The sequence below is a fragment of the Falsiphaeobacter marinintestinus genome (assembly GCF_007923355.1).
Classification (GTDB): domain Bacteria; phylum Pseudomonadota; class Alphaproteobacteria; order Rhodobacterales; family Rhodobacteraceae; genus Phaeobacter_A; species Phaeobacter_A marinintestinus.
The window spans coordinates 423,526-435,830 of sequence record NZ_VOGO01000001.1 but is presented as its reverse complement, the minus strand read 5'-3'; the positions used below and the strand labels follow the sequence as shown (position 1 = coordinate 435,830).

Here is a 12,305-nt window from a genome sequence, read left to right as displayed (position 1 = left end):
ATTCGAAATTCAGAACCTGTTTTGATATGTATCAACTCGCCCAATCGTGCGGTCACGCGTCGCGATACAGTGCCTGCGCCACGAACCACGACACGGGCAAACCAACCAGCGCGCCAATCGCCGCCGAGAGGATGATCGGCTGGGTGGTGTCAAACCCAGACACCAACGCCGCGATCATGGCCGATCCGGCAAGTGTGGATCCGATGAAAAGATAAAGAATGAAAGCAAGACGTAGCATGTGCCTACCTATTGTTGGCCGAACAGTGTTCCTGACACAGCTATTATCTATCCAGGATGCACTTTTCCTTGATCTGGATCAGTCACCCGTCATTGCACGTTCCACCATCTTTGCGATGGGAAAGGCGAGAACAAAGCCGCCCACCACTGACCCGATCAAAGGCCACGCGCCCACAAGACCCATGACAAGCACGACGACGATGCCGACGCCGGCCAATGTGGCGCCAATGAACAGATGCAGGATCAGCAACAGATAAGACATGAAGCCCGGCTAATCTGATCACTGCCAGTGCGCTTTGATTTATGTCAGATACCGGTTATTTCCGCCGCTTGGCGCGCAACGTCGGATCGGCCTGGGTCGGGTCTTCGGGCCAGGGATGTCTGGGGTATTGCGCGCGCATATCCTTGCGCACGTCGGCGTAGGACCCAGCCCAGAACCCAGGCAGATCCCGCGTCACCTGAACCGGGCGCTGGGCCGGGGACAGCAAAGTGATTTTCAGCGGGACACCCCCGCTGGCGGGATGTCGTGTGACCCCGAACAGTTCCTGCAGGCGGACCGAAATCTCGGGACCTTCGGTGCCATAGGTGATCGGCACTTTGCGTCCCAGCGGCGACACAAAGGACGCAGGCGCAGAGCGGTCCAGCAGTTGTGTCTGCTCCCAGTTCAGCGCCGCCCTCAGCGCAGGCAGAAGATCGAATTTCTTCCAGTCCTCGGCTGAGCGTACGCCAGTGAGCATCGGCAGCAGCCAGTCCTCCAGCGTGTCCATGAGCCCGGCAGTTGAGAAATCCGGCAAATCCCCGCCATCTGCGCGCACCAGTTCGACCCGTGCGGCCAGCCGCGCTGCCGCGCCGTCCAGCCGCAGACCCAGATCGCGCACGCCGTCCAGCATGGCACGGGCCACGGCGTCGGTAGGCACATCTTTCCAGATCTGATCGTCCAGCGTGATCGCGCCCAGCCGTTCCTGTTTGCGGGCCACCACGCGCCGGTCGCGTTTGGACCAGGCGCAGGTCTCGACCCATGTGATCTGATCCGCGAATTCGTCGCGGATCTCACGCTCGCTGATCTGCATGGCCATCCGGATCCGCGCCTCGCGCGGGTTGCCGTCCGTGTCCAGTGCCACGATGTAGGGCGCGCTGGCCAGCGGATCGGACAGATCCAGCACAGCCCCTTTGCCCCCCGACAACACAAAGCGTGGCGCATCGCCTTTGCGGCGCTGCCCGATCCGGTCCGGATAGGCCAGCGCCACGGTGGCGGCGGGGCTCAGCCGCCCGTGTCCGGGCGTCTTCGCCCCGCCGCGCAAGCGTCTGGTTTCGGACCGGATACGCTCCAGCACACCGCGGTTCACCTGCCAGGGCCGGGTCCGGGTAAAGCGGGCCAGATCGCGGATTGCCTCGAGCCTGAGCGACAAGTCAACCGGCGCGCCACGCAGCGGATCGCGTTCGGCCAGCAGGGCGGCCAGTGGCGCCGCGTCGGGGCCGGCTGTCACCAGCATATGGGCCAGACGCGGATGCAGGGGCAGGGCGGCCAGCGCCCGGCCATGCGCCGTGATGTGCCCCTGACCATCGAGCGCGCCCAGCATGTGCAGCAAAGCCTGCGCCTCGGCCATCGCGCCCTCGGGCGGCGACGTCAGGAACGGCAGATCCGCCGTGGATGCGCCCCACAGCGCCAGTTCCAGCGCCAGACCGGTCAGGTCCGCCGCTTCGATCTCGGCCGGAGGGAAAGCCATCAACGCGCCGTCTTCGCCTTTGGTCCAAAGCCGATAGCAAACACCGGCTGCCACACGACCAGCCCGACCGGCGCGTTGCGTTGCTTCGGCCCGGGTCACCCGTTCCGTCACCAGACGCGACATACCCGACCCCGGGTTAAACCGCGCCCGCCGCGCCTGACCGGCATCCACCACGACGCGGACATCCTGAATGGTGAGCGAGGTTTCGGCGATCGAAGTCGCCAGCACCACTTTGCGGCCCTGCGCCTGTGGTTGGATGGCCGCGCGCTGGTCGGCAAAGGGCATCGCCCCGAACAGCGGGCGAATCGTACAGGTATCGGGCAGGCGTTTGGCCAGGGCCCCTGCGGCGCGGCGGATTTCGCCTTCGCCCGGCAGAAACACCAGCAGGCCACCGCCTGTGTCGCGGGTTTCAGCCTCGGCCCGGACCACCAGATCAACCAGCGCATCGCCGCGCCGCGCTTGCGGGCCCAGAGGCGCGTCCAGCCAGCGTGTGTCGACTGGAAAGCTGCGCCCCTCGGACGTCACTATCGGGGCCTGCATCAGATCAGCCACCGGGCCGCCATCCAACGTTGCCGACATCGCCAACAGGATCAGATCGTCGCGCAAGGCATCCGCCACCTCAAGGCACAGCGTCAGCCCCAGATCCGCATTCAGCGAGCGTTCGTGGAATTCGTCAAAGATCACAGCGCCAATACCTGGAAGCTCGGCATCTGACTGCAGCATCCGGGTCAGGATGCCTTCGGTGACGACTTCGATCCGGGTGAACTTCGACACTTTTGCATCGCCCCGCACGCGATAACCGACGGTCTGACCTGTAGACTCACCCAGCGTTTCGGCCATGCGCTCGGCGGCGGCGCGGGCCGCCAGACGGCGGGGCTCCAGCATCAGGATGCGATCGTCCGTCAAACCGGCCTGCAGCATGGCCAGCGGCACCCGGGTGGTCTTGCCCGCGCCGGGCGGGGCTTGCAGCACAGCGCGGCGTTTTGCCCGCAGGGCCGCGATCAGATCGGGCAGGGCGTCGTCAATCGGCAGGTTCTGGATCATGCGTGCCTTATCCGCCAAGCCCGCGCCAAGGTCCAGACAAGGTCCAGACAACGTCTAAACGGCGACTTAGCGGCGCACGATTGTTGCGGGGCCATAGATCGTTTCGGCCCGCACCTTGGTCAGCCGCATCACATCGCCTGTGGCCTCATAAGTCACGGTAAGACCAAAGCTTTTGCCTGACCGCAGGTCGTCAGGGGCATAGCCTCCGATCCGTTGGAATGCGCCGCTGCATACGACAACGCTACCTTCACTACGTGGATTCCCCAGCTGGATCTGTGTCAGCCGCTCTCCGTCAAAGATCTTTTGTGTAAGATTGCAGATCTCGTCACTGCGCTGGTCCCTGAGCACCATGAACCATCCGGTCAGCGGATCCACCGCGCCTTTCTGTTGCGCGTCGGTGACCGAGTACGGACCCGGGTCCCCAATCTGGCTCCCGGTGGCACTGGCAATACCGTTGGAATAGGCCAGCTGCGTTCTCGATTCGCGCTCGCCGGTGTTCATGTCTTCGCGGTACTGTTTTGGATAGAACTGCGCGCCCTTGCGCTTGCCTGTCGCGGATAGAAGAAACCGAACGCCTTTGACCGCTCCGACCAGGCCCGACGTTTCGAACTGGGCCGAGACGGTATAGGCCGACGCCGACACCGAGCCGTTGATCACCATGTCACCAACCTTCACCCCCAGCGCCCGCACCGTGTAGTTGCCAGTGGTCTGCTGGGCGTGGGCGGGCAGGGCAAAGATCAGAAGGGCTAGAAAAACAGCGTGGCACAGGCGAAACACGGGAACACAATCCTTTTGGGTTCGGGGTGGACAATTTCAGGCTTGGCGCGGCATGAAGACGTGCCGCAGAACATGGGGTCAGCATGCAGGTACAAAGTCTAGGTGACAAGATATTGAATGGCGACCGGCGGGCCTTGGCGCGCGCCATCACGCTTGTCGAAAGCACCCGGCCCGATCACCGCGCACAGGCAAGCGACCTGTTGGAATACCTTGCAGACAGCAACCGCCAGGCGATGCGGATCGGCCTGTCCGGGACTCCCGGTGTGGGCAAATCGACCTTTATCGAAGCCTTCGGGATGTTCCTGACAGCGCAGGGCCTGCGCGTCGCCGTGCTTGCGGTCGATCCCAGTTCGACCCGCTCAGGCGGATCGATTCTGGGTGACAAGACCCGGATGGACCGGCTCAGCCGCGATCCCAACGCATTCATCCGCCCGTCTCCCAGCCGCAGCCATCTGGGCGGTGTCACGCGGCGCACCCGCGAGGCGATTGCCCTGTGCGAAGCGGCCGGATTTGACGTGGTGCTGATCGAAACCGTTGGCGTCGGCCAGTCCGAAACTGTTGTGTCCGAAATGTCTGATCTGTTCCTGCTGCTGCTGGCCCCGGCGGGCGGAGACGAATTGCAGGGCGTCAAACGTGGCATCATGGAAATGGCCGACCTGATCCTTGTGAACAAGGCCGATGGCGATCTGAAACCTGCCGCCACCCGCACCTGCGCCGATTACGCAGGCGCGCTGCGCCTGTTGCGCAAACGCCCGCAAGACCCCGAAGGTTATCCCAAGGCGATGATGGTGTCGGCCATACAAGAGCACGGGCTGACCGAGGCATGGACCGAAATTCAGACCCTCACCCGATGGCGCCGTGAAAACGGTCACTGGGATTCACGCCGCCGGGATCAGGCAGTCTATTGGTTCGAAGAAGAAGTCCGCCAGGGCCTGTTGGCCCGGTTGCGCCAGTCTCCGGCGCGCGAAGCGATGGATGGCCTGCGTCAGGCCGTGGCCTCCGGGCAGGATACACCCGACCGCGCAGCCAAACGCATGCTTGACGACTATCTGGGCGGGTGACAGTCACCGGCGACAGGGTTTTTGACGGGGCGGATCTGCGGGCAACGCTGTTCGACCCATCGGGTGACAAGCTGATCGCGCAAGACCGCGCATTCAGCACCCCAAGCCGCGCCCGGTGTCGGATGACAGGCGTAATTCTGCTCGATCCTTTCCGCAAGCTGGACATGCGAAACACCAGACTGATAGCGCAGGACTAGCACTTGTAGGGCCCGCCACAGACAACAGCACCGCGTTACATATTGGTTTCCGGCAGGATCGCCGAAAAACACGGGCCTGAATCACTTGACGGGCGACTCGCGACGGCCTATTAGCACCAGACCGAATTCCGGGCGCTGCTGCCATTGCGGCGCCTTTTCTCATTAGCAGGGGCCGACCCTGTTGACGACCTAGACGAGGATGTACCCATGTCGCGCCGTTGCGAACTGACCGGAAAAGGCCCGATGACTGGCAACAATGTCAGCCACGCCAAAAACAGAACACGTCGGCGGTTTCTGCCGAACCTGAATGATGTCACCCTTCAGTCCGAAGCACTGAAGCGCGGCATCAAGCTGAAAATCTCGGCCTCGGCCCTGCGCTCGGTAGATCACCGTGGCGGTCTGGACGCGTTCCTGGCCAAAGCCAAGGACGAAGAGCTGTCATCGACTGCTCTGAAAGTCAAAAAAGAGATCGCAAAAGCCCAAGCCGCTTCGGCCTGAGCCTAACGCGCTTTTTGCTTTTTGACACCCTCGTGCGGTTCGCACGGGGGTGTTTGCGTTTGTTCCCACCGCTGGCATCTCGCGGGTTTTGCCAAGCTGCCAAACCAATGCTAGCGTGCGAAAAAAAACCGCGCAGTCGGGAGGGGGCAAACCATGTTCATCAAATTAACAGGAATGGCGCTGGCACTGGCACTGGCGTTGGTCATCGTGCCAGGGGCACCAGCCAAAGCCGCAGACAGGCAAGCCGGGGTCGATCAGGCATATGACCAGATCCGGCGCGCCATTGCAGACGCAGGGCTGGAGCGCGTGATCGCAATTGATCACGCCCGACTGGGCACCGAGGCCGGATCACCGATGCCGCCCGCGCGGGTTCAGATCTTTTCCGACCCGGCCCTGAACAGCCGCATTCTGGCGGATAACATCCGGGCCGGCCTGGACTTGCCGTTCCGGGTGCTGACCTTCGATACAGGCGGGGCCGTCGCCTCCAGCTTTACCGATGCCAGGTTTCTCAAGATCCGCCATGGATTAAGCGATGATGTGGCGCTGGCCACCTTCGACGCCATTCTGGCTGAAACGCTTGACGCCGCCGGAGTGACCGCGCGGCCCGCCCCGACACGGGGACTTGCCCGCGATTACGGTATCCTTGAATTGACGTCTGCGCGCGGTTTTGATGACACGGTCGCGGGCTTGCGTGACATCGTGTCCGCGCAAAGCGACACGATCTGGTTCGGCGATGTGGATTTCACCTTCGAAGCTGGCCGTGTCGGAATCGATCTGCCGCGTGCAACCCTGCTGCTGTTCGGCGGGCCTGCGCCCGGCGGCATCGCAATGGCAGATTTCCCCAGCATCGGTCTGGATGCGTTCTGCCAGAAACTGCTGGTCTATGAAGACGCCGAGGGCCGTGTACAGGTGATCTATAACGATATCGCCGCATTGGCGCAGCTGCACTATGGCGATGCAATCGACGTGCACCACGGGTTGAATAAACGCCTGACCGAGACCTTCAACCGGGCCATCGAATAGACCGCGCGCGGCGCCTGCGACCCCGGGCCGCGCCCCTTGAAACTCCTGCCGGACCGGGCATAGATACGCATCAGATGACTCGGACCTTACGCACATTCACCGCGCTGTTTCTGGCCCTGATTCTGGGGCTGACAAGCCACAGTCTGGCCATGGCCCGCACCATGCCCGGCCCGTCCGGGCAGGTCGAACTGTGCACCGGCACCGGCCCTGTCACGATCTATGTCGATGAAGACGGCCAGCCGGTTGGGCGGGCGCATTTCTGCCCCGATTGTGCGCTGCATCTGCTTGGCGGGGTGATCCCGCCAGAGGTTGATCTGCAGCGGATTGCAACCTGCACCGGCCTGCACATCTGTTGCCTGTCCCACAGTGCGGCCAGTGCGCCGCAGATCACGGCTGCGGCGCGCGGTCCCCCCTTGCCGGTCTGACGTTCTAACACCCTCAGATCATTCAATACTGCAAGGAAAGGGAGACATCACATGTCCCTGAAATCCACTCTGTTCGCAGCCGTTGCTGCCGCTGCCCTCGCCATGCCCGCCTTTGCCGGTGACATCATGGTCCATGACCCCTATGCCCGCGCCTCGACCAAGATGTCGACCTCGGGCGCGGCCTTTATGGTTCTGATGAATCACAGTGCCGAAGATGACCGCCTTGTGTCGGCCAGTTCCGATGTGGCCCAGCGGGTCGAGCTGCACACGCATATGGAAGACGCCAACGGCGTAATGAAGATGATGGAAGTCGAAGAGGGCTTTCCCGTGCCCGCAGGTGGCGAGCATGCGCTGGCCCGGGGCGGCGATCACGTGATGTTCCTGGGGCTAAATCAGCCGTTCAACCAGGGCGACCTGATCAGCGTGACGCTGACGTTTGAAAAGGCTGGCGACGTCGTGGTCGAAATCCCCGTCGATCTGGAACGCAAACCGATGCATGGCGGACAGATGAAGCATCAGCACGGCACGCCGTCTGCCGGCGACTGACGCCCGTCCTCGGGCCGCGATGCGGCCGTCGTCCGTGCGTAGGGGCGGCCCGTTGGGCCGTCCCTGTCTCGTTCACCGCCGAAGCAGTTCGTCGACCCAGGCGGGCACGGTTTTTGAGGCCGGGCCAAACCGGGTTTCAGCAAAGTTGGACACCACTTCGGACGGATCCAGGTTCAACTCAATCGTATGCGCGCCCGCCATCGCGGCCTCTTGCACAAAGCCCGCCGCCGGATAGACATTTCCCGACGTGCCGATTGCCGCAAACAGGTCGGCCGCGCCCAGATGGGCATAGATCTGATCCATGAAATACGGGATCTCGCCAAACCACACCACATCAGGCCGCCCACCACCAGCGCCACAGGCCGGACAGAGTTCGCCCACCCGCATTGTGTCGGGCGCAGTCCAGCGATGCCCGCACCCGGCACACAAAGCCCCGGCCAGCGTGCCATGCATATGCAGTACATCCTGCGCACCGCCCTTTTCGTGCAGGGCATCCACGTTTTGCGTCACAAGGATCACCTCACCCGGCCATTCGGCCTGCAAGCGGGCCAGCGCCACATGGGCCGGGTTTGGCTTGGCCGTTGCGGCCTGCTGTCGGCGGGCGTTGTAAAACTCCTGCACCAGCTGAGGATTTCGCGCGAACCCGTCCGGTGTTGCCACATCTTCGATCCGGTGTTGCGACCACAGCCCGCCTTCGTCACGAAACGTGCCCAGCCCGCTTTCCGCCGAAATTCCGGCCCCCGTCAGTATGACAATCTTTTCCATTCGCCCATCCTCGCCTACAAACGCCACCGAATATCGATCACAGGAGACCCCCATGACCACCCGCATCGTCTTTGTCTGTCTTGGGAATATCTGCCGCTCTCCGGCTGCGGAAGGGGTTTTTCGCGCCTGCATGCCAGATGCGGTGACCGACAGCGCCGGTACCTCCGACTGGCATGTGGGTGATCCGCCCTATGGCCCGATGCAGGACGCCGCCCGCGCCCGGGGCATCGATCTGAGCGACCTCAGGGCGCGCCAGTTCATCCGCGCCGATTTCGACCGGTTCGACCTGATCATCGCCATGGATGATGACAACCTGCACCAGATCGAAACCCTGCGCCCGCCCGGATCGGCCACGCCCGTGCATCTGTTCACCGACTATGCCCGCGACAGCGATGCCGATCATGTGCCCGACCCGTATTATACCCGCGACTTCGATGGCGCGCTGGACCTGATCGAAGCCGCCGCGCGCGGCCTTCAAGCCTCGCTCAGCCGGGGCTGATCCTGCGCAGATTAAGCAAAGCCAAATTTAGTCAGCCCGGGCTTACGGTTGCACCCGGTTCTTATCCGTCGATCACCCGCAACTGGCCCGATAGCCAGGGCAGGCGGGTCAGGGCCGGGTCGATGACCTGCGCCTGAACCAACCGGCGCATGGTTTGCGCCACATCACGCGGAACCCGGTCGGCCCAGTCCGATGCCGCAAACAGGGAGATGGTCCGCGAAAAGGCCGGGACCGGGATCGGAAAAGCGTCAATCTCGTCATGAAACCGACCGGCCCGCATATAGCCCAGCGGCGTGGTCAGTGCCCAACCCAGACGACGGGCAACCATGGCCATCAAAGCCAGATGCGACCCGATTTCAAACCGCTCTTCAAAGACCAGCTTCTGGCGTAGCAAATGCGCTTCGATCTGACGGCTGATCAACTGGTCGCGGTCGTAACGCAGAAACGGCAGGGCGGTCAGATCGTCCAGAATTTGCTTGCTGTCATGTACCGCGCCGCGCGGCGCCACAAGAATGAACGGATCACGCACCAGCGGATATTCAATGATGTTGTCGCGCATCGTGCCACTGCTGGCGGCAACCGCGATATGCAGGCGGCGGGCCTCCATCGCTTCGGAAATCTCGTGGCTGGGCAGGGTCACCATCCGAAACCGGCAACGGGTCAGGCTGTCGGCCAGAATCGTGACCAGCCGGGGCGTCAGGTCGTTGTCAAAGTCGTCGATCAACCCGATGCTCAGCGTGGTCAGATGGCTCAGATCCATCACCGTCAGCTCACTTTGCGCCAGCCTCAGTTCGGCCAGCACCACCTCGGTTCGCATCAGAAAACTGCGCCCGGCGGGGGTGACCGTCATGGGCCGACGGCCATGATCGACCAGATCGATTCCCAGCGCTTTTTCGAGATTTCGCAACTGCTGGCTGACCGCTGGCTGGCTGAGGCCGGTGATGGCCGCCGCCTGCGCGACCGATCCGGTATTGGCCAAAGCCTCGAACACTTCGAGACCGCGCAATGTCACGCCTTTGCTAAGCATCAGGTGGATCCTTGTAGTTTCACGATTAATGAAACTACAAGGCCCATCGGTCAAGCGTGGAAAGGTGCGAAATACCTGCGTCGGGCAACCCAGAACCGGCTGGATCAAAGCCCTGACCGCGCCCTGGTCAACCAGAATGAAAGGGGAAGGGGGCCGGGCAGCCTTGGCAATGACCCAGGCAAAGATCGCGCAAGTCCCCCATCACGCAATCGACACACGGAAAAAGCCCGGGAGCAAACCTGCACCCCGGACCATTCTGTCTTGCATGACCTTTACTGACAGGTCGCGCGGGCCTTCTCTCCGAACGCCTTATAGCGCAGCCACAACGCCTCATCGCTGTCGCGATCCGACATCCGCACCTTTTGCGCCTGATGCGGGTCGTCGAACCATTTGGCGACCTTGCGGCGCTCAGAAAAACTCAGGCTTTGATTGGCCACGCTCTGGATACAGCTGCACAATTGTGGCGTCGCCGCCGAGCGATCACTTTGACGACAGGCGCGTTCGATCACACCGGTCGCAGCCATCGCTGGCGCGGGCGTCGTCAACAACGGGGCCGCCAACACAGTTGCAGTCAATGCGAATGACAGCAGATTTTTCATTTCATTTGCCTCGTTCTTTCGTCCGGGGGTCTGATGCCCCCGTCATTTGACAGGTTACACTATGTCCAACCTCTTAATCCCGGGCAATCATATGTTGCCCCGGCCCAAAAAGTTGGCCCAAAACCGCCGACAGGGTCCGGGGCGCTGCCCCGTCCCCTGTCCTGGAGTCCCGGTCTGTCCGGTCATTTCACTGCTCGTTCGCCGCCCCGCATCTGTATCGTGCGGTTGTTTCGGCTTTGGAAACGCTAGGCGGCGAATGTGGCGGAAATAAGGAAGCGTTTCACATTTGGAGACAATCCGCCGTGAACCCGACGTCAACGATGGATTTCAAATGGTTCAAATCCGTCCACCACGGTCTCCGGATGACGTTCCACATCCCGAACCGAGGCCGCGCCGGGGCCGTCCCACATGCGTGCGATCATGTCGTCAATCTTGTCTTGGGGCCCGATCAGCAAGGCCGATACCGACCCGTTCGGCTCATTGCGCACCCAGCCGCGCAGCCCCAGCGTTTCAGCCGTACCGCGGGTCCACGCCCGATAGGCGACACCCTGAACCTGCCCCATTACCCGTGCCTGAACCGCGCGTATCCGTGCCATGGCGTGTTCTCCTGTAGCAGGCGAAATCGCCTGACAGTTCAACCATAGCGGAAAAACGCGCCCGTATCGACCGCTGCGTGTACCCGGTTCAGGCGCGCAACAATCCAACGGCTTCGTTCGGGCGCGCCCAATCCGGGTCTTCCCGCAACGCATCCATCAACAAAGCTGCCTCATGGCGCCGCAAACAAGGGCGCGCCAGTTTCCGCGCGGCCTTGCGATCCAGCGGCGGAAGGTCAAAGAACTCGGCCATGCTGATCGTCTCCCCCATATCGGGCAAAGGCGCCGCCGTCACATCATAGAACATACTTTCCGATGCGACCCCTTCGGCAAAGATCACCTCGTGCTGATCCAGGATCAGATGGTGATAGCTGACCTCAGCCCCCGCCATCAGCCGCACAGCCCCGCCATCCACCATGTGGATCGCTGGCACAAACACTTCCGACAACCCGAACAGCAACTCGGGCACATAGCCCGTGACCAAAACGCGATGCTGCTGCGACACCCGCAGGGGTCGCACAGCCCCCAGCACACCGGCCGCAATCTCGACAGGGGCGAATCGCCCGACGCCCAGAACCTCGCGACCGCCGGTCCAGCGCACCGTCTGAAACCCGTGATCCGCCGTCTTGACCCGATCGCCCGGGCGCAACGCCTCGACCACTCGCAACCCGCGATCCGTCTGGATCATCGTGCCGTGCACATAGCAGACCGGCGTCGCATAGGCGGCTGCGGCAAAGCTGGGCCCCTCGGACGTTGCCGTCACCGTCAGTTCCACGCCCACCGGTGGAAATCCTCCGGGTCCGCCGATAAACGCCAGCCCTTCGATCGTCCCGTAAACGGGGGACGAGTTGTTCACGTTGAACGCAATCGCTGTCCAGGTGTTGGTGCCATCCGACAATGTGATCGCATATTCCGCCTCGACCACCGTGTTCGAGGCATAGGTGGTTCCGTCAATCGCCTGCGCCCCGTTCAGACGCTGACTGCCGTCGCTGTCCTGAAAGTTCGCATCGTCATCGGTAATCTGGATCTCGTCCCAGTTCGGCGCATTCAGAGTGACCGTTTGCCCGAACATATGCACACCACTGCCCTGGTTGACCCCGTCCAGATCGACGTTCGACACGGTGATGTCGGATTTTCCAAGAACAAAGACTGAGTAATCGGGCATTGCGCGTGCCTCTTCTTTTGATGTGAGTAACAGGGTCCGCCCAAACAGAAGGGCAGGGTGACAAGACAAGGAACCCCCTGTGTCGCCGTGGAATGGGGCAGAGTTTGGGCCGCATCTTGGCA

At 62.4% G+C, this 12,305-nt stretch carries 16 protein-coding genes; 7 read left to right on the top strand and 9 right to left on the bottom strand.

Features of this window, described 5'->3' with window-relative positions:
* Positions 1-52: 52 nt before the first annotated feature.
* The 4 genes from FOY56_RS02140 to FOY56_RS02125 all read right to left on the bottom strand — a co-directional run bounded on the left by FOY56_RS02140 (position 53) and on the right by FOY56_RS02125 (position 3,785).
* Positions 53-238, bottom strand: a complete 186-nt coding sequence (locus FOY56_RS02140; RefSeq protein ID WP_146344141.1) for a CTP synthetase — start codon at positions 236-238, stop codon at positions 53-55.
* 78 nt (positions 239-316) lie between these two features.
* Positions 317-499, bottom strand: a complete 183-nt coding sequence (locus FOY56_RS02135; RefSeq protein ID WP_146344140.1) for a CTP synthetase — start codon at positions 497-499, stop codon at positions 317-319.
* A gap of 55 nt (positions 500-554) precedes the next feature.
* Positions 555-3,005 (bottom strand): ATP-dependent helicase HrpB, encoded by a 2,451-nt coding sequence (gene hrpB, locus FOY56_RS02130; protein WP_425468354.1) that lies wholly within the window; start codon positions 3,003-3,005, stop codon positions 555-557.
* 69 nt (positions 3,006-3,074) lie between these two features.
* Entirely contained in the window at positions 3,075-3,785 is a 711-nt protein-coding gene (locus tag FOY56_RS02125) for a DUF3108 domain-containing protein (RefSeq protein ID WP_146344138.1), read from the bottom strand.
* Positions 3,786-3,868: 83 nt separating this feature from the next.
* Here FOY56_RS02125 and meaB point away from each other — a divergent pair, with 83 nt between their 5' ends.
* The 6 genes from meaB to FOY56_RS02095 all read left to right on the top strand — a co-directional run bounded on the left by meaB (position 3,869) and on the right by FOY56_RS02095 (position 7,535).
* The gene (gene meaB / locus FOY56_RS02120) at positions 3,869-4,846 is read left to right on the top strand and encodes a methylmalonyl Co-A mutase-associated GTPase MeaB (RefSeq protein WP_146344137.1); all 978 of its coding nucleotides are present in this window, start codon (positions 3,869-3,871) and stop codon (positions 4,844-4,846) included.
* Positions 4,843-5,043, top strand: a complete 201-nt coding sequence (locus FOY56_RS02115) for a hypothetical protein (RefSeq protein ID WP_146344136.1) — start codon at positions 4,843-4,845, stop codon at positions 5,041-5,043. The genes meaB and FOY56_RS02115 overlap by 4 nt, the downstream gene beginning before the upstream one ends.
* A gap of 207 nt (positions 5,044-5,250) precedes the next feature.
* Entirely contained in the window at positions 5,251-5,541 is a 291-nt protein-coding gene (rpmB, locus tag FOY56_RS02110; RefSeq protein ID WP_146344135.1) for a 50S ribosomal protein L28, read from the top strand.
* A gap of 153 nt (positions 5,542-5,694) precedes the next feature.
* Positions 5,695-6,564 carry a DUF302 domain-containing protein gene (locus FOY56_RS02105; RefSeq protein WP_246139389.1) on the top strand — a complete coding sequence of 290 codons (870 nt, stop codon included), beginning with the start codon at positions 5,695-5,697 and terminating at the stop codon, positions 6,562-6,564.
* A 74-nt stretch (positions 6,565-6,638) separates the two neighbouring features.
* On the top strand, positions 6,639-6,989 hold the full coding sequence (locus FOY56_RS02100) for a hypothetical protein (protein WP_146344134.1): 351 nt from the start codon (positions 6,639-6,641) through the stop codon (positions 6,987-6,989).
* 51 nt (positions 6,990-7,040) lie between these two features.
* Positions 7,041-7,535 carry a copper chaperone PCu(A)C gene (locus FOY56_RS02095; protein ID WP_146344133.1) on the top strand — a complete coding sequence of 165 codons (495 nt, stop codon included), beginning with the start codon at positions 7,041-7,043 and terminating at the stop codon, positions 7,533-7,535.
* A 72-nt stretch (positions 7,536-7,607) separates the two neighbouring features.
* On the opposite strand, the gene FOY56_RS02090 is transcribed toward FOY56_RS02095, so the two are convergent.
* Positions 7,608-8,300 carry an NAD-dependent deacylase gene (locus FOY56_RS02090; RefSeq protein ID WP_146344132.1) on the bottom strand — a complete coding sequence of 231 codons (693 nt, stop codon included), beginning with the start codon at positions 8,298-8,300 and terminating at the stop codon, positions 7,608-7,610.
* A 52-nt stretch (positions 8,301-8,352) separates the two neighbouring features.
* On the opposite strand from FOY56_RS02090, the gene FOY56_RS02085 reads away from it, so the two are divergent.
* The gene (locus FOY56_RS02085) at positions 8,353-8,799 is read left to right on the top strand and encodes a low molecular weight protein-tyrosine-phosphatase (protein ID WP_146344131.1); all 447 of its coding nucleotides are present in this window, start codon (positions 8,353-8,355) and stop codon (positions 8,797-8,799) included.
* Between the two features lie 61 nt (positions 8,800-8,860).
* On the opposite strand, the gene FOY56_RS02080 is transcribed toward FOY56_RS02085, so the two are convergent.
* The 4 genes from FOY56_RS02080 to FOY56_RS02065 all read right to left on the bottom strand — a co-directional run bounded on the left by FOY56_RS02080 (position 8,861) and on the right by FOY56_RS02065 (position 12,183).
* Positions 8,861-9,826: a LysR family transcriptional regulator gene (locus FOY56_RS02080; protein WP_146344130.1), complete on the bottom strand. Its 966-nt coding sequence runs from the start codon at positions 9,824-9,826 to the stop codon at positions 8,861-8,863.
* Between the two features lie 272 nt (positions 9,827-10,098).
* Positions 10,099-10,425 carry a hypothetical protein gene (locus tag FOY56_RS02075; RefSeq protein WP_186766218.1) on the bottom strand — a complete coding sequence of 109 codons (327 nt, stop codon included), beginning with the start codon at positions 10,423-10,425 and terminating at the stop codon, positions 10,099-10,101.
* 314 nt (positions 10,426-10,739) lie between these two features.
* Complete coding sequence (locus FOY56_RS02070; protein WP_146344129.1) at positions 10,740-11,021, bottom strand: acylphosphatase; 282 nt, start codon at positions 11,019-11,021, stop codon at positions 10,740-10,742.
* Between the two features lie 88 nt (positions 11,022-11,109).
* Positions 11,110-12,183 carry a Hint domain-containing protein gene (locus FOY56_RS02065; RefSeq protein ID WP_146344128.1) on the bottom strand — a complete coding sequence of 358 codons (1,074 nt, stop codon included), beginning with the start codon at positions 12,181-12,183 and terminating at the stop codon, positions 11,110-11,112.
* Positions 12,184-12,305 lie beyond the last annotated feature (122 nt).

Excerpts from the sequence above, each read along its gene's own strand:
- meaB (WP_146344137.1), top strand. The coding sequence starts at position 3,869 with ATGCAGGTACAAAGTCTAGGTGACAAGATATTGAATGGCGACCGGCGG.
- FOY56_RS02080 (WP_146344130.1), bottom strand. The coding sequence starts at position 9,826 with ATGCTTAGCAAAGGCGTGACATTGCGCGGTCTCGAAGTGTTCGAGGCT.
- FOY56_RS02100 (WP_146344134.1), top strand. The coding sequence starts at position 6,639 with ATGACTCGGACCTTACGCACATTCACCGCGCTGTTTCTGGCCCTGATT.
- FOY56_RS02135 (WP_146344140.1), bottom strand. The coding sequence starts at position 499 with ATGTCTTATCTGTTGCTGATCCTGCATCTGTTCATTGGCGCCACATTG.
- FOY56_RS02140 (WP_146344141.1), bottom strand. The coding sequence starts at position 238 with ATGCTACGTCTTGCTTTCATTCTTTATCTTTTCATCGGATCCACACTT.
- FOY56_RS02070 (WP_146344129.1), bottom strand. The coding sequence starts at position 11,021 with ATGGCACGGATACGCGCGGTTCAGGCACGGGTAATGGGGCAGGTTCAG.
- FOY56_RS02065 (WP_146344128.1), bottom strand. The coding sequence starts at position 12,183 with ATGCCCGATTACTCAGTCTTTGTTCTTGGAAAATCCGACATCACCGTG.
- rpmB (WP_146344135.1), top strand. The coding sequence starts at position 5,251 with ATGTCGCGCCGTTGCGAACTGACCGGAAAAGGCCCGATGACTGGCAAC.
- FOY56_RS02095 (WP_146344133.1), top strand. The coding sequence starts at position 7,041 with ATGTCCCTGAAATCCACTCTGTTCGCAGCCGTTGCTGCCGCTGCCCTC.
- FOY56_RS02075 (WP_186766218.1), bottom strand. The coding sequence starts at position 10,425 with ATGAAAAATCTGCTGTCATTCGCATTGACTGCAACTGTGTTGGCGGCC.
- FOY56_RS02085 (WP_146344131.1), top strand. The coding sequence starts at position 8,353 with ATGACCACCCGCATCGTCTTTGTCTGTCTTGGGAATATCTGCCGCTCT.
- FOY56_RS02105 (WP_246139389.1), top strand. The coding sequence starts at position 5,695 with ATGTTCATCAAATTAACAGGAATGGCGCTGGCACTGGCACTGGCGTTG.
- FOY56_RS02090 (WP_146344132.1), bottom strand. The coding sequence starts at position 8,300 with ATGGAAAAGATTGTCATACTGACGGGGGCCGGAATTTCGGCGGAAAGC.